This window comes from Dyella sp. C11 (genome assembly GCF_003121485.1).
In the GTDB taxonomy this organism is placed as follows: Bacteria; Pseudomonadota; Gammaproteobacteria; order Xanthomonadales; family Rhodanobacteraceae; genus Dyella.
This window is the reverse complement of the sequence record NZ_QAVX01000005.1, coordinates 178,973-201,975: the sequence shown is the minus strand read 5'-3', so window position 1 is coordinate 201,975 and position 23,003 is coordinate 178,973. Positions and strand designations below refer to the sequence as shown.

Genomic DNA, 23,003 nt, shown 5'->3' with positions numbered 1-23,003 from the left:
CCAGCGGGTTATTTGGCGCCCGGACCTATAGACGTCGCCGGTAATCGCTGCCAGTGAGTGAATTTCTCCATCGGACCCCCGTTCTGTAGGCAAGGCGCGCTGGAACCAGGCTCCATTCTATCAATACGGGATCTATTCTCCTTATGACGGGCAAGTTGTACGGCGGATGATGGGGGCGGCTTGTGGCGCTGATGTTCAAGGCTTTTCGGGCAATTCGGGTCCAGTGCCCAGGGGCATGGGGAAATCTGCCATGGGCATATCGCCAGAGCGCATCTGCAATGGCCTTTGAGCGATCCGCCGTCAATCGGCCAGAAGCGGCCAACGTTTCAAATAATTGGCTCAATCGGTCGGTAATTTGTTGATCGAGCTGGGTTTGCACTTTGGACACCGACGTTCGGGGTGCGTCGTGCTGAAACCACGTTCCAACGACTTGGTCCAGATGTTGCCACTGCCATTCCCGGCAAATGGCCAAGTCCAGCATCCAGGCGTTATCCTGTAAGCGATTAACCGAGGGGTCCCACAGGACCGATTTAAGACTGTCGCGCCGAAAGAGGTTACCGACAGGCAGCGTAAAGGCGCTGCTTTCCACCGCAGCACAGACGAAGTCGCGTGTATGCGGAAATCGAAGGAGGCCAAGGTCTGCCCCCTCCTGGTCCTCGTTTCTAACAAGTCCGGAAGCAAATTCGGCACCGCTACGCTCCAGGAGAGCTATTTGATCGGTCGCCGCCGGCTGTAAGTAGTCATCGTCATCCAGAAAACGGACGTATTTGCCCCGGGCCATGGCCAGGCCCTGGTTCCGGGCAACATTTCCGTGCGCTTGAGCAATGGGGTGAATGGTTAATCGTGAGCTTCTAGGCAGTGAGTCAAGAGCTCTTTCCCATGACTTGTCCGGGCCATTAGGGACGATGATGACTTCCGTCTCGGGGCCTGCGTGCGTAAACGCGCTCTTCACCGCTCGCTCCAAGTAATGCGGGCGACGATACGTAGGGATGACAACGCTAACTAACGGTGTGTGCATCGGAAGCGCTGGCGTCAGTGTTGTGGCGCTGCCTTATGGTTTGCCAGAGAAGGGTTGCGGTCTCGCGATTGAAGGCAAGCGATAGGGCTGCATAAAGGAGAGATCCCACGAAGCCGGTCAACAGCAGTGTCTCCCAGGATGTGAAGTGGAGCCGAGTGATGGGCCATGTGATACCGGCAGCCAGTGCCGCAATTGCCGCGGGCCGGGCGAGTGCCGCGAGATAGGAGCCGAAGGAAGCGCCGCATGACGCCCACACCAAGATGCGCCAGCCTGGAATAAGCAGCAGACCCTCAAGGATAGTGATAGTCGCCGCGATTGTTGATACCCCGTAGGGAGAAGCAACGACGGCGGCCAATGGAAATAGCACCGACAAGCCTAGATTCCATAGAAAGCTTGCTCGTGCTCGACCTGTGGCGAGTAGCAGCGAACCAACGGGGTTCCCCATGGAAACTAACAATCCGTACATCGCGAGCCATTGGAACAGGACTGTGCTGTCCTTCCATTGGGGGCCGAGAAATATGTCGACGATTGGCCCTGCGCAAATGACACAGAAGAAATAGAGTGGTGCGGTGAGCGTCACGATTGAGCGGATTTGCATCAGATAGATGCGTGCGACGCGCGTCAGATCTTGATTGGCAGCGCTCATGATCGGAAAGGAAACGCTCGTAAGGATCGGATTTACGAGCATCACGGGTTTGATACAAAGCGTCTTGATAGGGGCGTAACGCCCAAGTTCAGCCATTCCGACGAATTTACCCAAAACCAGTACATCGATCTGCGTGTTGATGAACCCTAGCGTTCTTTCGGCTACTTGATAGCCGCCAAAGCGCAAAAAGGGACTCACGCCGGAAAGTTGGAAGATGCGAGACGGATGGGCGAAGCCTGGACTTCGAAAAAATAGAATGACTGCAGCTATCAGGCTCCCGGCTACCGCACCTATAGCTACGGAAAATACGCCCATGCCCATCATGGCTGCTGTAATGGCCGCCACGAACGACATGGCGGCGTTACTTGCATTTGCAAAGGCAAGTATCCCGAATGACAGGTCGCGCTGAAGGATGGCTCTGTATTGGCCTGTGGCGGATGAAAAGACAATGACCGGGCTCAACCATTGAAGCGTGCCGGTCAGTTTAGGACTGTCGAAATACAGCCCCACCCAGGGCGCAAGAGCGATCAAGAGGATTGCGAGCACAGTGCCCGCGATGACATTGATCCAGTACAAAGTAGATAGTTGAGCCTTGCTCGCTTGTTTGAAATGTACGATTGCGCCAGACAAACCAAAGTCCGCGTAGAAGGCGAGCAGAGATACGGCCACTGACGCGATGCTGGCTATCGCAAAATCTGATGGTGCGAGAATGCGTGCCAGCACAGATATCTGACAAACCTGAAAACCGATGACGACAGCGCTGGCGACCGTGGTGAAACGGGCACCCCTGCGCGCACTGCCAGCCAAGTCGCTGAATGGCGCCTTCATGCGAGGGGTTGCCCCAACACCGTTCGTTTCCACCACAAAGTAACCGACATCGCGCGCCACAGGTAATAAGGATCCTTGGCGGACAAGATGTCGAACTTCTCTCGCATGATGCGCTTATCTATGAATGGACAGTCGATATCTTTGGCCAGGGCGAGGTATGTATTGCGCGACGCGCCAAGCCATTCGCGAATGGGGAACGGGAATCCCATCTTTCGCTTTCGCCAGGTGATCTCAGGTGGCAATAAATCTTTCATGGCCTGCCGGAATATCCACTTGTGCCAGCCGTCGCGAATAAGGTAGCCGCTGGGTAGGCGAAAAACGAAATCGATTAGATCTACATCCAGCAGTGGAGCCCGAATTTCCATTGGCACTCCCATCCAAGACTGATGACTTGAGCGTAGCCAATAGTTCATGCGCCAATCGCTCATCAAATCAATGAGCAAGCCATTCATGTCCTGTCTTGGCGAAGTCGTTGAACCTTGCACGCGAAGCAACCCATGGTCGTCGAAACGACGCATTTTTCTCCATAACGCTCGCTTTGCTTCGCGTAAAAGAAGAAGGCCATAAGGGCGTTCCTGATACTGAACTGCTTCCTTGATTGCACGCCAAGGCCTGCCGAGTCGTATCTGCTCCCACAAATGCGGCATGGCGTAATCGTTGGAATATCCTGCCAACAACTCGTCACCGCCGGCACCATTCAAGCTCACGCGTAAATTTTGATCGGACATCATCCGCCACATGGCAAATTGGGTGAGCATGTTGGGTGCGTGAATTGGCTCATCCATCAATCCAACATAACTATCCGCCGATTCCCAGAAGGCGCTTTTAGGTGGGCGAAGCACGTGATAGTCAATATTGGAGCCGAAGCGCTTAAGCATTAGCCGGGCAAAGGGTTCTTCATCCGAGTGACTTTCCTCGAACTTCACTGTGAAAGTGGTGACCCTGTGCCCTAGGCTGGCAATAGCGGCGACAATACTTGACGAATCCATGCCGCCTGACAGTTCCGCACCCCATGGGGCATCAGCATGAAGGCGACGCGCGACAGCCTGGAAAAAAAGTTCACGAAAACCATTTACGGCTTCGCCGGGGGGCAAGTCCCGCTCTTCCATACGCGTAGTGGGCAGACTCCAATATCGTTCAGGCGCATTGAGTTTGCCCTTTGTGAGCCACGCAAAGGTGCCAGCAGGAAGCGTGTGCACTCCTTCATAGCACGTGTTATTGAAGACGTCGCGTAAGCCGCGTTGCACGAAGTCTGCAATCGCACTTTCTCGTGGTTGCATGGCAGAGGGCAAAGCCACGGTGCGAAGCGCCTTGATTTCAGATGCCCAAGCCAAGCCATTTGCGACAGGAGCGATGTAGAGTGGCGCCTTGCCAATAGGGTCTCGAGACAGCAGTACCGCTTGCCGCGCAAGATCGTAAAGCGCGATAGCCCAAAACCCTCTTAGCTTGGCAAACATCCTGGTATGCCAGGCGCAGTACGCATGTACCAAAACTTCGGTATCAGAATTCGTGACAAACACATGACCAAGTGCTTTGAGTTCTTTCCGGAGTTCCAGAAAGTTATAGATCTCACCATTGAAGGCTACGCATACCGAACGATCCGGTGACCAGAAGGGCTGATGACCCGCATGGGACAAGTCGACGATGGAGAATCGACGGTGTCCCAGCGCGACATCGTGTTCGTCATTTACGTGATCAACCTCGCTGGCACGTGCATGGCATTTGAACGATTCGACAATGGGTAGGGCGTGCGACCCGCGAAAGAACGCGGTGCCCTCATCATCCGGTCCTCGGTGAGCCATTGCCCGACACATGCCGAGCAATGTCGATCGCGAGACTGAAGAGGGAGCTTGGAGCGAATAGCCTGCGATGCCGCACATGACCTATGCCAATACCTGTGTTGGAGCAACAACTTTATGTTGCCGTCGTAGATGATTTAAGGCTTACGGGCCGTCACAAAGTAACCCGCCGTCTCACGATCTTCCGGCCAGATTCGGTCCGCCCACGTGGCAATCATTTGATTTGCGAGCCATATTGGGACAAGTATTGATCGGATGACAATTCTGCATGCCCGCGGTCCGCGAATCAGGCGATGGAGCTGATAGTTGAGCTTCAGTAGCCACATCGACCAGAATCCGGAAGTATTTTTAATATCGATATCAGTGAAGCCGGCCTTGCGCAGGTGGTGCTCAAGGCCGAAGCGCGTGAACCGCTGATAATCCCACGGCGCTTCATGTAACCACCACTGAAAAGGGGCGGTAAGCGTGAGTTCTCCTCCATGCCGGAGAATGCGAAATGCTTGCTCTAACATTGTGTCGGGTTCGCTCAAGTGCTCGATGACCTCAAAGGACAACACGTGATCGAAGCTCGCATCTTCCAGGGGCAACGGTTCGTTGAGGTTCGCTATCACGTCGGCGCTAAGGCCGTGCAATGTATTGGACCAATCAACGCCGATATATCGGGATGCATACTTCAGGACATCTTTTTCGAAAGGCCGACTGCCACAACCAAGATCCACCACCTGTCCATGCAAGGCTGGAAGTCGCGCCCCAACGACGCGGTTGAGCAAATGCTTCGCGAGCCAATTGTGCGTAAGTCGATTAACTGCGTACATGATTCGACTCACCTGTTCGATGCGATGCGAAGTGATCGAAATCCCGTTCGAGCTGGGCGGTGCACGCACTCAGAGAGAAATCTTTCACCGCGTGTTGGCGTGCCCTCTTTCCCATGACATCACACGTCTTGTCATCAGCGAGTGCGTGCTTTAGAAAGCCTGTCAATGCGGCAACATCGCGTTCGGGAAAGCACCAGCCCGTGACACCGTGTATGACGGCTTCGCCATCGGTTCCAGGTGATGATGTGATCACGGGCACCCCCGAGGCCTGCGCCTCCATAAGAATCGTTGGCAATCCCTCTGCGTCGCCGTTTTCGGCCGTGACACTGGGGCAGCACACAACGCGCGCTGAATTAAGATGCTCCCGAAGCATCATGGGCGTGATACGACCCACGAAGTGAATACCAGCGATACCTTGTGCCTGTCGTTGCAGCCTCTCAAGCAACTCGCCGTCACCGGCAATGATCAGTTCCGCATCTTTAAATACGGCAGAGGCCGCCCGAAAAGCGTCTATGAGATAGCTGGCACCCTTCTTTTCCACCAGGCGCGCCGCAAATATCACTCGCCGGGGTCGCTGAGTTATAGGAAGCGGGCCCGGAACAAAAATGTCGGTGTCGACGCCAATATGACGCACCGTGATTTTGTCCGGCGGAATGCCCATCAAAATTGCCTTCTGGCGGATGGCATTGGAGACGGCGATAAAAGAGACGTTAGGTTGGCGAGCCAGTTTGCGAAGCTGTTTTGGATAGTTTCGGCGCCAAAAGCCTCCCTTGCCAGCGGCCCACCAATCCGGCCGGATCTGGATGTCAAATCCGTGCATTGTCACTAGCACGGGCTGATTCAGTGCGCGAAGCAATGGCCAGTAGTCGACGGCAGCTGTCGCAAAGTGGACGTGCAACAAACTCGAACCCAGATGGCGCAGGGCGGCGAGCGTGGGTGGGTGTGCGATGCCTATCCGCTTGCAGAACGTATACCAAGCGCGCCGGGATCGAAGGGGGGATGGGCAAAAAGTAAAGTGATCGATGCTATCCAGAGGAAGTCCCTTGGGGACCGGACGTTCGCCTGTAAGCGTGGGATGCCAGCGACGCATCGCTGTCATTTGCGCGAGGACAAAGGTTTCTGACCACGGTAGAAGCCGGGGAGCAAAGACGGTGACGTTATCCGTGTGCTTTATTCGAGCACGAGCCTCGTCAATGCTTGCTTCTGTTTGGGGAGGGATTGCACGCATCGTTCAGCGCTCACTTTGCAGGGCGTTGAGGTCCGAGATGCTTTTATCCAGGCTTCCACCGATATTCTGGGCTTCTAGCTGCCGTGTCGCACGTCGGGCATCCTCGACACGACCTAGCGCCACCAACATTCGAACTTGGGTAATTCGATAAGCGGGCTCGCTTGGTGCGGTTTCAACGGCCTGGTTCATCAAGGCCATGCCCTTCGATCGATCCCCCAGCGTGTTCCAGGCGTAGTTGCTGTACATCGCCAGGAGGCGAGCGGTGGGACGGGGGTGCGCAAGTGCTGCGTTGAAGGCCTCGGTCATGCGCGGAGTGGACAGGTCGCAACGGCCTTCTTGCTGGCACTGTGCCAGTGCTGATAAAGAGCTTTCGTCCTGCACGCCGGGGCGTCGCGATTTCAGCTTGTCGATCATGCTGTCCCACCACGCGTCCTTCTGCGGGAGGTTCATGCGTGAGTTCATGAAGATCAACGCTTGCTGCGGAAGAATGGACGATGCCGGAATCGCCGCAGCTTTTTCGAGTGCTTCATAGGCCGGTTTTATGTACGGCGAGGCAGGGTCGTAGTGCGAATAGATGATGTAAGCGCGTCCGAGTTCGTATTGGGCACGGGGAGAGTCGGGGCCGCGCGAGGCGAGTTCGCGCGCAAGATCAAGCGGCTCACCCCAGGCAATGGATGTGTAAGCCGTAAGAGAAGCCCAGTAGAAGACGAGGCCGCCCAGCAGCCACCGGCCCGCCAGAGGCATGAGTTTCCCCGCGTTTCGAGGATCATGCATCGGTGAAGTGATCGAAGAAGTGTTCCACGGGCCCACCAGCAGCGGCACGGTCGCCAGCAACACGCCAAAACTCGCGAAATAGTTTCGATGCTCGTAGACAAGTTCGAGCGGCACGATGGTGCCGGTGAGCAGTTGCGCCCCGAGGAACAACGCAAGGCCAAGCGATACGAGCGGGCGTCGCTGTCTTTGCCAAAGAATGATTGCGACCAGCGCCACCAGGAACAGCAGGCTGGTCAGTGTGGTCCAGGGTGCAAGCAGGTTGCGGGAGATCTCGTATTGGTCGTGATAGAACGAAAGCTCGCGCGCCGTCGGGAACAGAGTCCAAAACAGATAGCCACAGATCACGCGGCCTTCGCTCAGGAGTCGGGTCTTCAACGTGAAGTCACGCGTGGCCCAGCTCATGGGGTTCAACACACCCGGCAGCAGCCAGAGAACGCCAACGATGGCCGGCAAGAACAGCGTGACCAGGAAGAGCCCGATCAGGCGCCAGTCTTTCTTTGTGCGCGGCACTGAAGACGCATCGGTACTTGTCGCCCTGTGCCACGCGAAGCGGAAGAGGATGCACTCGATCAGGAATGCATACAGCGGCAGCATGGCCGCCGTCTCTTTTACGGTCAGCCCAAGGCACGTTGAGATGCAAATGCTGGCAATGCAGAGTGCAAGACCGGGCCAGTCCTTGTGCCTGGACTTTGCGTCTTCGGGCGATTCTGCCGGAGGTGCAGCTTGCGTCATCATCCGGCGACGGCCAACGACGTAACCCAGCAGCCCCATCAGCACGAACACATTGGCCAGGCTTTCCTCGCGCTGCACCACATAGAGCACGGCCGTGAGGTTGATGGGCAGCAACATCCATCCACCGGCGACCAAAGCGGCTACCACGTCCGGCCGAAGGCCACGTTGAGCGAAGAACTGGCGCCCGGTTGCGAGGAGTTCCCGCGCGAGCAGGAATACCAGGACGCCATTCATCAGATGGATCAGCAGGTTCACCAGCTTCCAGCCAAAAGGCTCCAACCCCGTTGCAAGGTAGTTGGCGGCGAAACTGAGCGAGGCGAGCGGACGCCGCAGGTCGCTGGCGGGAGAGGACAGGGCGGCGCGAACGAGTGAGGCCACGCTGGCGTCGCTCGGCTGGACGCCGTGGTTGTCGACGATGTTGGGATAGTCGTCGAAGAGCCAGCCGCCATGGAGGCCCGGCCAATAGACCAGCACGGTGATGATCAGGGCCAGCGCCAACAGTCGCCAGCCCGCGCGTGACGACAGGGTGTCAGGGGCCACGGGTTAATCAGGTGAATTCGAGAGCTCGCAGCTTACCTTGTTCGGCGGCGAACCACCTGCGTCGGGCTCAGGCCGGTCGCGGGCTTGCCGATCCCGTCACGGCTGGCGCGACGGGTGCATTGCCGGGTCGCGTGCAGCTTGACGGCGTCCATTGGGGATCGCCGGTGAGCATGTCGCAGGCCCACAGGATCGGAGCGCCTCCGCTGTCCTTGGGAGCCTCCAGGGGCGTCAGCAGGAAAGTGGGGGCGGGCAGGGCACCGGTATCCCGCGTGACGATGGTGATGCGCCCGGTTTCGGAGATGTCCACGCGAGCCACATAAGCATTGGCAGTCGCTTGCGGGTTGATCTTCAGGTCGTCCGGTTTGAGTTGCGAAAGGCCGCCACGCATGGTTGCGGCTTCCATCACGACCAGCTTTGCCGGCTCTCCCACCCGGATGGCTTGCTCCATCCGGCTCAATGTCTGGTGGTGCTTCCACGCTGGAATGATGAAAGTGGCCACGATGGCAATGATGGCCAGCAGCACGAGAAGCGAGATCAATCGGGTCGATTTCTGCATGGCCATGGCGGTCTCCGTGAAATCACTTCAGGCAAGGTGCGACAGACAGGATGACCGACGCGTTAACTATCCGTCGCCTTGCGGTCACAAGGCGCGCGCAGGCGGCAGTGAAGGGCTTGAGGACGCCTGGTCGTGGATCTTTTCCAGCCAGCCGTTCAGCTCGGGGTCGTCGCGCAGCGCGGGGTGCAGCTCCCGAAGCGTGGCGATGACGGTTGCAGCCTCCTCATTCCTGTGTTTTTCCACCAGGTATTCCGCCAGCCGCTTGCCATAGTCGGCAGGGGTGGGATCTGTCTTCAGTGCGAGCGTCCACTGTTCGCCGGCGAGCGTCGGGTTATTCAGCACGGAGCCCGCCAGCTCGGCGTAATCGGCATGAAGCACCTCGCGCCACGGAGCCTTTCTGGTGGCAATGGCAAAGCAGGCTGCAAGTTGTTCTGCATCAATGCCAGCGTTGCCCGAGAGCCTCGATTCAGCCAGTCGATGCAGCACGGCGTATGTGTCGGGGATAAGCGGGCGCGTCTCCAGCTTGTTGCGGAGGCTGTCCCACCATGGCTGGGTGGGCATGCCAGGGTGCGTGCTTGCCTCGATCAGCAGCGCCTCCTCGGGCAACGGTGAGGCGTCAGGCAAGCGTGCCGCGCGTTCCAGTTCGGCAATGCTCATGGCGTAGAACCTGGATGTCGCATCGCCACCGGACATGGCCATAAGACTTCGTGCTAGATCCTGTGCCGCGCGGAGTGAGCCGGGATTGATTTCGGTCAGCTCGACGGCGAGTCGAAATGGGCTGCCCCACACCGAGGCCCGCAGGACGGTGAGGAATGCCAGCGTAAGTGCAAATGCGCCCACGAGGGCAACCACCATGCGTACGTTGATTTTCTGGCTCAGGATGTACGCCAGGTCTGCCAAGGCAAGCAGTACACCAAACAGCGCTGGATAGTTGCGGTGTTCGAATACCAGCTCAAGCGGCAGAGGTGCGGACGTAAGCACATGCGCTACAAAAAACCAGCCGATCCCAAACGCCAGCAGAGGGCGGCGCTTGTAGGTGGCGCCCGCAAGAATCACCAGGGCTAGCAGTGTCAATCCACCAAGCAGTGTCGTTGCTGGTTGAAGCAGGCTCGTCGAGGCGATGTAGTTGTCGTAGTAGAACGTAAGGTGGCTGGACAGCGGCAACAGCATCCAGCCCAGGTACATGGGGAGCGCCCGCAACTGGGTCAGCTCCCTCTCCCAGGCCGAAAAATCCCGGCCTTCGAAATACCCTGAAAAAACATAGTGAGGCAGAACGTAGAACACGATCGCCGCCAAGGCGGACAGCACGCCGGCCGCATAGAACAGCTGCCACAGTCGTTGAGTCCGGGGCGAGCTTGCCTCGAATCGCAGCAGTGTCAGTTCCATCAGCATCGCGTAGCCGGGAACAAGCACTGCTGTTTCCTTGAAGGCATAACCGGCGGCGGTGAACGCAGCGGTCAGCAGAAACCACGGCCACGCACGCTGGTGCGTCATCTGGTTGCGTCGTCCACGCCAGTACGCGAGCAGCGCGAGCACGACGAACGAAAAGGCCAGCATTTCCATCCGCTGCACCACGTACATCACCGTGGATACCTGCAGCGGATGTATCGCCCACAATGCAGCGACGCCCAGGGCGCAATACCCGCGCTGGCGGGCATGCTGGGTTGGCCACGCGGCCTGCAGCAGTCGCATGGCAAGCAGCATCACCAGCATCGTATTGATGAGGTGGATGATGAGGTTGGTGAGTTTGAAACCGAACGTGCTGCCACCCATCGCGTAGTTGAACGCGTAGGTCATCATGGCCAGGGGGCGCTGGATGTTTGAGCGCGACCAATGCCACACCGTCTGCCACGCATGCGAGTCCCACCCATGGACCTGGATGGCCGGGTTCTCCGCGAAGATCGGATAGTCATCAAAGATGAATCCGCCATGCAATGCCGGCCAGTACAGGCCGGCGATCAACGCCAGGCAGCCGGCGACCGACAGGAGGAGAGCGGCGGAGAGGCGAAACGAGGGCATGGATGGCTACTTGCGTGGTGTGATCACGGAACAAAAAACAAGGGCCGCCCTGAGGCGGCCCCTGATGTTGCTTGATGCTCTGAAACCGAATTACGGGCCGGCCACGGCCGTGCAGCTGGCCGGAGCGTACTTGGCCTGCACCGTGGTGGTGCAGGACCAGCCGCCGCTGGAATTGCGGTTCCAGGTCACGCCGAAGCCGCTCAGCGCGGTGTTGGCATGGCTGCCGAAGCTGGCAGCGATGCTGGCGGTCTGGCTGAGGGTAACGTTCGGGATGTTGCCGGTGATCAGGTCAGACGACGTAGCGGTGTTGACGCAGCTGCCGGTGCCGAACACGGTCAGGCCGTTGTTCAGGCAGTCTTCCACGGCCACCTTCAGGTCGCCGGCTTCGCCGATCACGCGGGTGACCTGCGAGCGGACCACGTAGGTCTGGTACTGCGGAATGGCGATGGCAGCCAGGATCGCGATGATCGCCACGACGATCATCAGTTCGATCAGGGTGAAGCCCTTCTGGTTCTTCATGGTGGTTCCTCTGTTTTGGTTAGCTAACCTTCGATTGTGCCCCTGAGCCCCGGTCCCGTACCCCCTAGGCGGATCCGGTCCCCCACAATTGCCGTGGAACGACCAGGAAACTCAAGGCGGGTGACAGCATCTTGTGTGCCATCCCCACCCCTTACAGGCCCCTGCTTGCTGGCAGGTGGCTGGATTGTGCAGGGGTTGGCACTACATCAACAAGCTGTTCCGGGTGATCAGGTGCGCATACTGAGTACCTGATCGCGATGCTTGGTGTGAATCAGCGCAGCGATCGCCCTTGGCGGTCATCTGATGACACTTTTTGTCACCTTTCGCCCCGGCATCAACTACTCAGGCAGCTTGCGGGAAGGTAACGGGGATCGATCTCCGATCGACATGCCCATCCGCCGGACGAGTTGCGGTCCAGTTCGATGATCTGGTCTCGGATGGCGGTGCTGCCATCCAGTTTGCACGTGATGGAGCCGGTACCGCCGACCTCAACCGTTGACGTGATGAGCTGGCAATGCGGCGTGCTGCTCTGCAGTCCCAGGTTGTTGGCGTTGGCGTATACCGCGCCATCGACGACGCCCTGATTCACCAACGTTTCGTAGGCTGTACGGCCAGGCGAGATGTCGCTGAGGGCCGCAGCGGTCTGCGCGCGGGCCACGTACGTCTGGTACTGCGGAATGGCGATAGCCGACAGGATGGCGATGATCGCCACCACGATCATCAGCTCGATCAACGTAAAGCCGGCGGCAGTTCGCGGGCGCGACATGTTGGGACTCCCCCTGAGTTTTCCTGGGGAGTCCAGCAGCAGCTTTTGTACCAATGGATTGCATGGGGCGGTTCTTGGGCATGGCCCAGCCGAAGCGTCACGGGGATTCGTGAAGTACGTCACGGAGTTAGGCTCTTTACGCGGTCCTTCGCCAGTCCTCGAGCGGGTCATGATCAGCGCCACCTGACGAACGCCTGCTGGCCTCATGCCGCACCGTGCCTTGCTTCAGGCCGCTTTGGCTCTTACCGTCGAAGGCTTCGCAACACCCAGGAACCCCACCCATGAAGCCCCTGTTTGTCGCGCTGGCGCTTGCGCTGGCCGGTACCTCTGCCATGGCGGCCGAGGTCGAAAACCACGGTACCCACCCGTTCAATATCCGCGACCTGGTGATGATGGATCGCGTCGGCGATCCGCAGTTGTCGCCCGATGGCCGCCAGGCCCTCTACACGGTGCGTGTGACCGACTACGCGGCCAACAAGGGCGTCACTTCGATCTACCTGCTCGACCTTGCCAAGGGTGGCGAGCCGGTGAAGCTGGTGGAGAAGGCTTCCTCGCCGCGTTGGGCGCCGGATGGTTCGGCCGTCTATTACGTGGCTGACAAGGATGGCGTATCGCAGCTCTGGCGCCGCCCGCTGGGCGCTTCTGCCGCTGCCGTGCAGGTAACGCATGCGCCCATCGACGTCGATGGCTACAAGCTCTCGCCCGATGGCAAGAAGGCATTGCTCACCTTTGGCGTGTTCACCGATTGCGCCGACCTGGCCTGCACGAAGGAGCACCTGGACGGTCGAGCCAAGGACAAGGCCTCGGGCACCGTGTACGACAAGCTGTTCGTACGTCACTGGGACACGTGGGCCGATGGTCGCCGCGCGCAGCTCTATATCGCTGATCTCGACAACGCGTCCGAGCAGCCCGTGCTGCTGACGAAGGGCATCGACGGCGACGTGCCGAGCAAGCCGTTCGGCGACGAAGGCGAGTTCAGTTTCTCGCCCGATGGCAAGACCGTCTATTTCGATGTGCGCATCGCCGGCAACAGCGAGCCGTGGTCGACCAACTTCGACGTGTACAGCGTACCGGCGGATGCCTCGGCCGCGCCGCGCAACCTCACCGCGGAAAACCCCGCGTGGGATGCCTTCCCGGTGCCATCGCCGGATGGCAAGACGCTTTACTACCTCGCCATGAAGGTGCCCGTATCCGAGGCTGATCGCTTCCGCATCATGGCGCTTGATCTTGCCAGCGGACAGAAGCGTGAAGTGGCACCGGGCTGGGATCGTTCGGCGGGTGGCATGCAGGTATCCGCCGATGGCAAGACGCTCTACGTCACCGCCGATGACAACGGTCAGCACCCGCTGTTCGCGGTGGACGTCGCCAGTGGCAAGGTCACCACGCTGGTCACCAACGGTGAAGTCGGCGCCTATGCGCTGGGCAAGTCTTCGCTGCTGGTGCAGCGCGACGACCTGAAGCGTTCGGCGGATCTTTATACGGCCGATCTGCAGGGCAAGAACCTCAAGCAGGTGACGCACTACAACGCTGAGCGCTTGAAGAAAGTGCAGATGGGCGAACCCGAGTTCTTCACCTTCAAGGGCTGGAACAACGAAACCGTGCAGGGCTACGTGGTGAAGCCGGCAGGCTACAAGGCCGGCAAGAAGTACCCGGTGGCCTTCATCATCCATGGCGGCCCGCAGGGTGCGATGAACAATGCGTGGAGCTATCGCTGGAACCCGCAGACGTACGCGGGCCAGGGTTTTGCGGTGGTGACCATCAACTTCCATGGTTCCACCGGCTACGGCCAGGCCTTCACCGATTCCATCTCGGGCGACTGGGGCGGCAAGCCGCTGGAAGACCTCAAGGCCGGCTGGGCCGCGGCACTGTCCAAGTACAGTTTTCTTGATGGTGATCGCGCCTGCGCACTCGGTGCCAGCTACGGCGGCTACATGACCTACTGGATCGCCGGCGTGTGGAACCAGCCGTGGAAGTGCCTGGTCGACCACGACGGCGTGTTCGATGCGCGCGCGATGTACTACGACACGGAAGAACTCTGGTTTGAAGAACGCGAAAACGGCGGCACGCAGTACGAGCATCCGGAGAACTACGAGAAGTTCAACCCGATCAACCACGTCAAGGATTGGCGCGTGCCGATGCTGGTGATCCACTCGGCCAAGGACTTCCGCATTCCCGACACGCAGGGCCTGGGTGCATTCACCGCGCTGCAGCGTCGTGGCATTCCCAGCAAGCTGCTGCATTTCCCGGACGAGAACCATTGGGTGCTCAAGCCGCAGAACAGCGTGCAGTGGCATGAGACGGTGAATGCGTGGTTGAAGGAATGGACGGCTAAAGACACGTCCACGGCGCACTGATGGTCTCTTGTTGAATGAAAAACGGCGGCCATGGGCCGCCGTTTTTTTATGGGATCAACAGGGTGCTAGCGGACCTTGGGCGTTTCATTCTGCGAGATCGTCACCGAATCCAGCATCTTTTGGGTGACCGTATCGTCTGGTGCCAGCGACAAGGCTACGCGAAGCACATTCGCAGCATCCTCGGGCTTTCCCTGCAGGATGAGCATCTTTCCCGTGAGCACGTAGTACGCATGCAGGGTACTTTTATCCCCAACGATCAATGGCGACCGGCGGGCTCGCTCAAGCGCGAAAGCGGCGCGATCGGGTTCGTGCTGGTCGATGGCCAGCTCTGCAACCTTGAACATGCAAAGGACGCAGGAAGAGGGATCCGCCAGGACGCGATCACCCAGTGCTCGAGCTTCCGCGTAGTCCTTGTCCTTGATGTAGGCCGCCAGCAGGTTGACCTTGGCGACCGTGGAATGGGGATTTCCGGATAGCGCCCAGTTCCAGACGGCTACATCGTTCGCCCAGTTGGGCAGGATCACGCGCAAATCAATGATCGAGCAGGCGATCCACAGGAACACGCCGGCCATCAACAGCAACCGGGTTGCTTGTCCCGACATTTTCGCCTTCAGCCACGCGGGTTGCCGCAGCAATGGCAGCATGGAGCACAGCATGGCTACCGCCAGGGTGGCGTAGCGCTCGTGATAGAGGCTTAGCTCAAAGTCCACGGGAATAACGTGGAGAACGGGCAATAGGGCCAACGTCACCGCGACAACCATTCCCGCGAAAGGCGATCTGCGCAGGAGTGTCATACTCGTCGCGCTGATGACAATGATCGTTGCGGCAATCATCGCAAGCCATGCAGCGGGAGTGAGCGGTCCGAGAAAATCCCCGGGGATATATGGGTGAAGCGGATTCATGCCGGCGATGGGCCAGACAATGATCTGCAGGTAGTGCAGATAGACGATGCTGATTTCCCACAGGCGAGCTAGAGGGTTCGCTGATATGGGGGCGAAGTGGCCCGTGACAGACCCCAGTGCCACGTGCCGGAATATCAGGTAACCGACGCCCGCAAGAACGATCCCTGCATATACCAGCCAGTTGCGCCGAAGCATCCTGGTTATGCCTGCAACGAAACGTGGATCGTGATTCCCTGAGAAAAGCATCCAGTCGAACAGGACGAGCAGGAACGGGAAAGACAGGGCCGCCTCTTTCGTGCATGCCGCAAGGAAGAAAATGAAGGTGATGACGCAGGCCCGGAGCCAGGACCGGTGGATGCTGAGGTTTGCGATCAAACCTGCCAGCACAAAAAGTGTCAGCAACAGGTCGAACTGGCACCCGATCCATGCAACCGTTTCGATGAGTGCCGGGTGAAGTCCGTAAAGCAGCATGCAAAGCGGAGTCAGCCATGCCCGGCGCCTGGCTTCCACGCCGGCAAGGGTGGAACAGCGCCAGGCCAGAACGCCGACCAGGGCCACATCAATCAGGTGCAGAGAGAGCGAAACCGCATGCATGGGGCCTGGCGTGCTGTCGAACCATCGCACCTGCAGCGTAAAGAAACCCACACCCAAGGGTCTGAAATAGTAAACCCAGGTGTTGAAATCGCGCAGGATGTAGTGCTTCCACTCATCACCTTGGGTCAACCAGGGTGTGTCGTGGAAGCTCTGCCAATCGTCCCAGATGAAGTTGAAGTGGGTGACGGGCCAATAGAGAAGCGCAATCCCCAGCAGGACGATCGCGCCTAGGCAATAAGTCAAACGATGTTGCATGCGCTTACCCGTTCTCAAGGCGTCGACATCCGAACTTCTTCTGATGTATTGCGCCCATGTTGGTTGGAACCGATGCCTGCTGATCAAGTGCCGATGGCAGGACATTGCATTGTTCGGATGCTGCTATCGAGGCCAAAGCCTTTGCCACGGGATCTTTCCGGGAAGGTGACTTCGCGGATCAGCGTTTCTCATCGAGTCCGTTTACGCTGGCCGCCTTGGCCGTAGCCAACGCGGCCTGGGCATTCGGGTCGGCAGGCTTGATCGCCAAGGATGCTTCAAGTACATGCTGGGCATCTGCATAGCGGCCCTGGTGAATCAACAGGCGGCCGAGTTCACGGTAGTAGATCTGCCGAGCATCCGGTTGCTTCTTAACCAGCAGGCTTTGGCCTGCCCGATCGAGTGCCACCGTGGCACGCATGGCGTCGTTCTGATCCAGCGACATTTCGGCGATATGAAGCATGCACGATGTGCATGTCGCGGGGTCGGCCAGGAGTTGGTCTGCCAACTTCTGGGCCTCTTCAACATTTCCGCTGTGCTGGAATGAAAGGAACAGATTGTCCTTTGCCACTTGAGAGTACGGGTCCAGGGCCATGGCCCAGCGCCAAAGTGCAGCGTCACTTGACCAGTGCGGAAGCAGGGTGCGTATGTCGACCATGCAGAACATGGTCCAGAGGGCAATTGTCGCCACGGCGAGCAGGCGTACCGCCCTGACAGCGACGGAATCACGCGCCATTGCCGGGCTGGGCCATTTGAAAAGCGGTATCAAGGAACAGATGACCGCGATGGCAAGCGTCGCGTAACGCTCATGGTACAAATTCAGGTCGAAGCTGACGGGTATGACGCGCAATACGGGCAGCAATGCAATGGTGGCTGCGAGAATGACAAAACCCAGCGCGGAACGACGTTTGACGGCGAGATAAATACCCGTGATGACGATGCTGATCGATGCGACGCAGGCGAGCAGTGACTGGGTTGTCACTACCTGAAACACTGCCCCGTTTTCGGGATGCAGCGGGCCGATACCGGCCATGGGCCAAACAATGACCTTCAAGTAGCACAGATACGTCAGGCATATTTCCTGCAGCTGCGCTGACCAGTCAACGGCTCGGAACATGGCCGGGTGACCGGGCACGTTGAGCGCCCAATGCCTTGCCGCGAGATAGACGACACCCGCGCCCAGCATGCCAGCGTAGGCTCTCCAGTTACGTTGGATGACTCTATGAGCGATGGTGCGGGGAGCACCCTCACCATCGTGGGCGAACAGGGCCACATCAAAAAGGGCGACCAGCACAGGAAACACAACGGCCGCTTCCTTGGAGCAGGCGGCCAGGAAAAAGAGGGCTGCCAGCGTGAAAGCGCGCGTCATGGCGCGCTGTATGTACGTGTTCGCAACCAGTCCCAGCAACGTAAACAGCGTAGCCATCAGGTCGAACTGACAGCCAATCCAGGAGACGGTTTCGATCAGTGCTGGGTGCATGCCGTAGAGCAACATGCAAGCCAGCGTTGTCCACGCCTGGCGTGAGCTGGTTGCTCCCGCGAGTGCACCCACCCGAAACGCAAGCATTCCTGCCAGCGCGACATTGACCAGGTGAAGGCCCAGCGATACCGCATGCATCGGTCCCGGCGCACCGTGGAAAAGCTTGACCTGAAGCGCGAGGAAGGCAACGGTCAGCGGACGAAAGTAGACGGTCCACTGATTGAAATCGCGGAATACGTAGTGCAACCAGCGATCGCCCTGGAGATCGCGGAAGCTCGGCCAGTCATCCCATACAAATCCTGCGCGGGTCACTGGAAAATAAATCCACGCCACCGCGAACAGAATGGCAACGGCCAATCCGCGCATCGTCCACTTCTTCATGCATCCCCCTGCGTTCTGCTTCTTCCCGCATGCCCATTTTGCCCGGGCATTAACCGTGGGCGGGTGGAGGCGTCATGATCACCTCATCCATGCATAGTAGGGTCCGGCGACATCCAGGGCCAGAGAAACGCGGATTGCACGGCATGAATCGTGACTTCAGTCCCGGAGCCTCCCCCAAATCCTGAGGCGGGATGAGACTCAGAGCCAGCGATTGCGCTTCAGGATGAAGTAGATCGTGGTCACGATGGTGAGGACCAGGACGATGATGGTGGGGTAGGCCCACGGTTTGTTGAGCTCGGGCATATGCGCGAAGTTCATGCCGTACCAGCTGGTGATCAGCGTGGGGGCGGCGAGCATGGCGGCGTAGCCGGCCAGGCGCTTCATTACTTCGTTCTGGCCGAAGGTGACCAGTGACAGGTTGACGTTGATGGCGGCGGCGAGCATCTCGCGCATGGCGCTGATGGATTCGTTGACGCGAAAGACGTGGTCATAGACGTCGCGGAAATAGGCGCGCAACTCGTCCGGAATGAGCTGTGGATGCTGGCGTACGAGCTGGCTGATGATGTCCTGCATGGGTGCGACAGCCAGGCGCAATGTCATCAGGTCGCGCTGCATGTCGTAGAGACGACGGATGGTGCTGCGCTTGAACGTGTCGGAAAAAATGTCCTTTTCCAGGTCCTGCAGCTCTTCGCGGAAGTCGCGCACGATGGGCAGCAGGTTGTCGACGATGTAGTCGAGCACGCCGTAGAGGCCATAGGACGGCCCCAGTGCGAGCAGGTCCGGTGTGTGCTCGCAATTGCGCCGCGCGGGTGCGTAAGAGAGCGATGCGCCGTGGCGCACGGTCACCAGATAGCGCGGGCCAAGGAATACATGGGTTTCGCCGAAGGCGATGTGCCCGCTGACCAGTTGCGCGGTTTGCACCACGACGAAGAGCGAGTCGCCGTAGGTTTCGATCTTGGTGCGCTGATGCGCGGCCTGCGCATCTTCAATCGCAAGATCGTGCAGATCGAATTCCTCCTGCAGCTTGTGCAGCAGCGCCTCGTCCGGCTCGTGCAGGCCGACCCAGACGAAGGTGTCCGGTTGCTTCAGCACCTCGCTGATGTCGTCCACGCTGATGTCGCCAATACGCTGCCCGTCAAAGCGATAGGCAACACAATTGACGACCATCGCGCTGGCGGGAACAGGAGGCGTGGTCTTGGAGGCGGTCATGTCCATGCGCGAATGATGCGCCCCTGTGTGAGACAGGGCAACGACAGCGGGATCAGGCGGCCGACGTATTCACCACGCGCTGACGACGCATGCACCACGCAATCACAAGCCACACGGGAAGCGCGAACAACAGCCACGGCTGGTTCTGCTGCACCACGCCCGGCAGCAGGTGCAACAGGCACGCGGCAAGAATCGCCAGCAATTGAATGGCGATTACCGCATTTGCGTAGCGCGAAGCAGCCAGCTGCTTGCGCGAACGCCACAGTGCAGGCAACAGAAGGAATGCGAGTGGATTGAACAACAGCAGGTTGGCGTTGGCCCATGCCGAGTGGTGCGTGGTCAATGTCCACAACACCAGCAGCGCGATGCCGACCAGGCCCGCCAGTACGAGGTAAAGCGAGCCGAGCAGCGCGTAGACGATAGGCGCAAAGCGATACGTCGCGAACAAGACCACGGCGAAGAGGAGTCCGGCCAGCGCGAGCGGCGGGCGCAGGTCAGGCGCCGTTGCCGGTGGCGCATCAAGACGATTGGGCGACAGCACTTTCTCGTCCAGCACCAGCGGATGTGCATGGCCGTCCGCGTCCGTCACGGTCACGTGATTGATTTCGTGCTGCAACTCCATCGGCAGGAAGGCTTCCTGCCATGCGCTGAGCGGCTGGTCGGCGTACGGACCGAGTCCGAGATCCAGGATCAGCATCAGCCACGCCTGCTGGCTCATCAGTCGTGCGGTTTGCTGGCGGAAGGTCATGCCGCCCACGCGGGATTCAAGTTGCGGCTTGATGATGCCGCCAAGCGCCTTGTCCAGCGCATCGCGCACGCGCGTCGCACAGTTGCGCATGTAGTAGTCGTACTCGTAGCGCACGTTTTCCGGCTGCAGGTTCCACAGCAGGTAGTCGCGCAGGTCGGCAGCCTGTGCGGCCGTGAACGCGAGGTGCTGGCGCGTCACCGAGCGGCCCACCTGGGTGTAGTACTGCTGGTCGACGTCCGACGGCTCCGCGTCCATCAGGTAGTGCATCTGGCCGCGAGCGAAATTGAGCAGGAAACCGCTTTCGTCGAAGTCGAACACGCCATAGTTGAAGGTGACGGCTTCGCCGCTCACCGTGTCGCGCAATTCAATGGCGTCGTGGCCAAAGCGCTCCCAGTAGGTATCGCCGGGACCGTAGGTGATCAGCGATACCTCGAGATTGGCACCCGGGGCGTTGGCCACGCCGGCGCGTGCATGGGCAGGCCACAACATCGCGCAGCATGCCAGCAGGCAGGCGAGGGCGAGCCACAAACGTCCTTGACGCGACGCCGCCGGCGCCCTCCCACGATGAAACATGCTTAGCCTTCCTGCAGGCGGGTCACGCGGAAGGCCTGCACGCGCCGGTCGTCCGCTTCGGTCACATGGAACAGATAACCGCCGATGGTGATTTCCTCGCCCACTTCCGGCAGATGGCCGAATTCGGACGTGCACATGCCACCCACGGTATCGAACTCCTCGTCGGAGAAGTCGGCGCCCGTTTGCTCGTTGAAGTCGGCGATGGGAGTGAGTGCGCTGACCACCCAGCCGCCGCCCGACTGTTCGTGCATCAGCTTGGGTTCTTCCTCGTCGTCGTGCTCGTCGTCGATTTCGCCGACGATCTGTTCAAGCACGTCTTCGATGGTGATGAGGCCGGCCACGCCGCCGTATTCATCCACCACCAGCGCCATGTGGTTGCGCGTGTGGCGGAACTCCGCCAGCAGCACGTTCAGGCGCATCGATTCGGGAATGAGCACCGCCGGGCGCAGCACGCTGGCGATGTCGAAATGATCGCCGTTGCCAACGAAGCGCAGCAGATCCTTGGCGAGCAGGATGCCGAGGATCTCGTCCTTGTCTTCGCCGTGCACGGGAAAGCGCGAGTGGCCCGATTCGACCACGATGCCGAGGATGTCGGGGAGCGGGGCGTCGGCGGAGATCATCACGATCTGCGCGCGCGGGACCATGACATCGTCCACGCTCAGCTCGGTGACCTTGATGGCACCCTCGACCATGGTCAGGGTGTCCGACGACATCAGGCCGTTGGCCTGGGCGGCGCGTAGCTCGTCGATGAGCTCCTTGCGGTTGCGCGGCTCGCCGGAAAACATGTGGCCCAGTCGATCCCACCAACTGCGGTGGGCCGGGCCGCTGGTACTGCCAGGGTCCTCGTTCATTACTCGTGCGGGTGCTGCCCGATGACGGGCGGAATGGTCAGTCTAGCGGAAAATTCGTGACGATTCAGGAACAAGGCGAATGCGGGCGCCTTGGTGCCGCGTGGAAGTGGCGAGCCCAGGCAGCCGCTCGATGCCCCGGTTCGCGATGGCCGCCGAGGGCCATGGCCTTGGGCTGGCGCCATGCGAGCCGGGCAGAGGGCCACCCGGGCGTACCGTCCGGCCGCCTGTAGCACAACAGGCGCTGCTGTTATTTCAGGCTCGGCGCCGCACCCGTCACCCGTGGCGGGCTGATGCGGGTACGGGCACATGGACTGGGGCTACCGGCTTCACTGTCGTTTCCGGTGGTCGTCTGACGCCGGCACCAGAGATTTTTCAGAAAGCATTTCCGCCGGAGCCTTCTCAGACGTCTTACTTCCAATCGTGTGTTGCGCAGGGTGGACAGTGGGAAAGCAGAGGTCAGGCAAGGTGCGCGCAAGGATTCGCCGCAAAAAGCTTCATGGTGATGATGGATAAGTACTTTTTGGTGAAAGCGCCCCGGCGTCGCCCCTGCTCGTAACGTCCCCTTCGAATTTCTGGATTCCATGTACAAGCATTCAACAATATCTGCGATGTCCGACATCGCGGCAGCGGTGCGCCGACTGCCACTGGTCGGTGTTCTTGGCTGGCAGGATATTCGCCAGCGCTATCGCCGCTCCGCGCTGGGTCCGCTGTGGCTCACCATCAGCATGGGCGTGATGATCGGGACCATTGGCATCGTCTTCGGGACACTCTTCCGAAGCCCGATGGGTGAGTTCCTGCCGTGGCTGGCGAGCGGCATCATCCTGTGGGGTTTCCTGTCGTCGGTCGTCAATGAAGGTTGCACCAGCTTCATTGCCTCCGATGCGATCATCAAACAGCTGCCCATCCCTTTGTTCGTCCACGTGCTTCGCATGATGTGGCGCAACACGATCATCCTTGGGCACAACCTGGTGATCCTTCCCATTGTGTTCATCGCGACAGGCAAAGCCATCAGCCCGGTCATTCTTGTTTCCGTCGTCGGCTTTGCCCTGCTCGTGGTCAACCTGCTGTGGGTGGCGGTGCTTCTTGGCGCGGCCTGCGCGCGCTTTCGCGACCTGGCCCAGATTGTCGCCAGCGTCCTGCTGGTCGCTTTCTACCTGACCCCCATCATGTGGTTGCCTCGCAGCCTGCCGGCCAACGTGTCGGCTTATCTGCTGGACTTCAATCCGGCTTATCACCTGCTTGAGATCGTCCGCGCGCCCCTTCTTGGCCAGCTTCCCAGTGCCATGAACTGGGGTGTCAGTGTCGGGCTGGCGATCGTTGGCTGGACACTGACGCTGTTCGTCTACGGCCGTTACAAGCGACGCATTGCCTATTGGCTCTAACGATGAAAGGCGCGAGCCGCTTCACATCATCTTGCAT

At 59.4% G+C, this 23,003-nt stretch carries 17 protein-coding genes; 2 read left to right on the top strand and 15 right to left on the bottom strand.

The genetic code is table 11. The annotated features are described in order from the left end of the window. Positions 1 to 25: 25 nt before the first annotated feature. The 10 genes from DK366_RS07455 to DK366_RS07410 form a co-directional block, all read right to left on the bottom strand. Complete coding sequence (locus tag DK366_RS07455) at positions 26 to 1,018, bottom strand: glycosyltransferase family 2 protein (protein ID WP_109124907.1); 993 nt, start codon at positions 1,016 to 1,018, stop codon at positions 26 to 28. Further along, positions 999 to 2,492, bottom strand: a complete 1,494-nt coding sequence (locus tag DK366_RS07450) for an MOP flippase family protein (RefSeq protein ID WP_109124906.1) — start codon at positions 2,490 to 2,492, stop codon at positions 999 to 1,001. Before DK366_RS07450 ends, DK366_RS07455 begins: the two co-directional genes overlap by 20 nt. Then, positions 2,489 to 4,372 (bottom strand): asparagine synthase (glutamine-hydrolyzing), encoded by a 1,884-nt coding sequence (gene asnB, locus DK366_RS07445; protein ID WP_109124905.1) that lies wholly within the window; start codon positions 4,370 to 4,372, stop codon positions 2,489 to 2,491. The genes DK366_RS07450 and asnB overlap by 4 nt, the downstream gene beginning before the upstream one ends. 56 nt (positions 4,373 to 4,428) lie before the next feature. After that, the gene (locus DK366_RS07440; protein ID WP_109124904.1) at positions 4,429 to 5,106 is read right to left on the bottom strand and encodes a class I SAM-dependent methyltransferase; all 678 of its coding nucleotides are present in this window, start codon (positions 5,104 to 5,106) and stop codon (positions 4,429 to 4,431) included. Next, positions 5,093 to 6,334, bottom strand: a complete 1,242-nt coding sequence (locus DK366_RS07435; RefSeq protein ID WP_109124903.1) for a glycosyltransferase — start codon at positions 6,332 to 6,334, stop codon at positions 5,093 to 5,095. Before DK366_RS07435 ends, DK366_RS07440 begins: the two co-directional genes overlap by 14 nt. A gap of 3 nt (positions 6,335 to 6,337) precedes the next feature. Then, positions 6,338 to 8,380 (bottom strand): hypothetical protein, encoded by a 2,043-nt coding sequence (locus tag DK366_RS07430; protein WP_109124902.1) that lies wholly within the window; start codon positions 8,378 to 8,380, stop codon positions 6,338 to 6,340. 67 nt (positions 8,381 to 8,447) lie between these two features. Next, positions 8,448 to 8,942: a type II secretion system protein gene (locus DK366_RS07425; RefSeq protein WP_109124901.1), complete on the bottom strand. Its 495-nt coding sequence runs from the start codon at positions 8,940 to 8,942 to the stop codon at positions 8,448 to 8,450. A gap of 78 nt (positions 8,943 to 9,020) precedes the next feature. Further along, on the bottom strand, positions 9,021 to 10,955 hold the full coding sequence (locus tag DK366_RS07420) for a hypothetical protein (RefSeq protein ID WP_109124900.1): 1,935 nt from the start codon (positions 10,953 to 10,955) through the stop codon (positions 9,021 to 9,023). Positions 10,956 to 11,045: 90 nt separating this feature from the next. Further along, on the bottom strand, positions 11,046 to 11,474 hold the full coding sequence (locus tag DK366_RS07415; protein WP_109124899.1) for a pilin: 429 nt from the start codon (positions 11,472 to 11,474) through the stop codon (positions 11,046 to 11,048). A gap of 334 nt (positions 11,475 to 11,808) precedes the next feature. After that, entirely contained in the window at positions 11,809 to 12,240 is a 432-nt protein-coding gene (locus tag DK366_RS07410) for a pilin (RefSeq protein WP_109124898.1), read from the bottom strand. Between the two features lie 281 nt (positions 12,241 to 12,521). On the opposite strand from DK366_RS07410, the gene DK366_RS07405 reads away from it, so the two are divergent. Beyond that, positions 12,522 to 14,594, top strand: coding sequence for a S9 family peptidase (locus DK366_RS07405; RefSeq protein WP_109124897.1), 2,073 nt, complete (start codon positions 12,522 to 12,524; stop codon positions 14,592 to 14,594). Between the two features lie 65 nt (positions 14,595 to 14,659). On the opposite strand, the gene DK366_RS07400 is transcribed toward DK366_RS07405, so the two are convergent. The 5 genes from DK366_RS07400 to DK366_RS07380 form a co-directional block, all read right to left on the bottom strand. Beyond that, entirely contained in the window at positions 14,660 to 16,345 is a 1,686-nt protein-coding gene (locus DK366_RS07400; protein ID WP_109124896.1) for a tetratricopeptide repeat protein, read from the bottom strand. A gap of 178 nt (positions 16,346 to 16,523) precedes the next feature. Next, the gene (locus DK366_RS07395) at positions 16,524 to 18,203 is read right to left on the bottom strand and encodes a hypothetical protein (protein ID WP_109124895.1); all 1,680 of its coding nucleotides are present in this window, start codon (positions 18,201 to 18,203) and stop codon (positions 16,524 to 16,526) included. 198 nt (positions 18,204 to 18,401) lie between these two features. Beyond that, positions 18,402 to 19,412 carry a magnesium/cobalt transporter CorA gene (gene corA / locus DK366_RS07390; RefSeq protein ID WP_232820952.1) on the bottom strand — a complete coding sequence of 337 codons (1,011 nt, stop codon included), beginning with the start codon at positions 19,410 to 19,412 and terminating at the stop codon, positions 18,402 to 18,404. A gap of 52 nt (positions 19,413 to 19,464) precedes the next feature. Further along, positions 19,465 to 20,649 carry a DUF4105 domain-containing protein gene (locus tag DK366_RS07385; RefSeq protein WP_232820951.1) on the bottom strand — a complete coding sequence of 395 codons (1,185 nt, stop codon included), beginning with the start codon at positions 20,647 to 20,649 and terminating at the stop codon, positions 19,465 to 19,467. A gap of 86 nt (positions 20,650 to 20,735) precedes the next feature. Continuing rightward, on the bottom strand, positions 20,736 to 21,584 hold the full coding sequence (locus DK366_RS07380; protein ID WP_109124893.1) for a transporter associated domain-containing protein: 849 nt from the start codon (positions 21,582 to 21,584) through the stop codon (positions 20,736 to 20,738). A gap of 608 nt (positions 21,585 to 22,192) precedes the next feature. On the opposite strand from DK366_RS07380, the gene DK366_RS07375 reads away from it, so the two are divergent. Further along, positions 22,193 to 22,966, top strand: coding sequence for an ABC transporter permease (locus DK366_RS07375; RefSeq protein WP_232820950.1), 774 nt, complete (start codon positions 22,193 to 22,195; stop codon positions 22,964 to 22,966). The last annotated feature ends 37 nt before the right edge of the window (positions 22,967 to 23,003 follow it).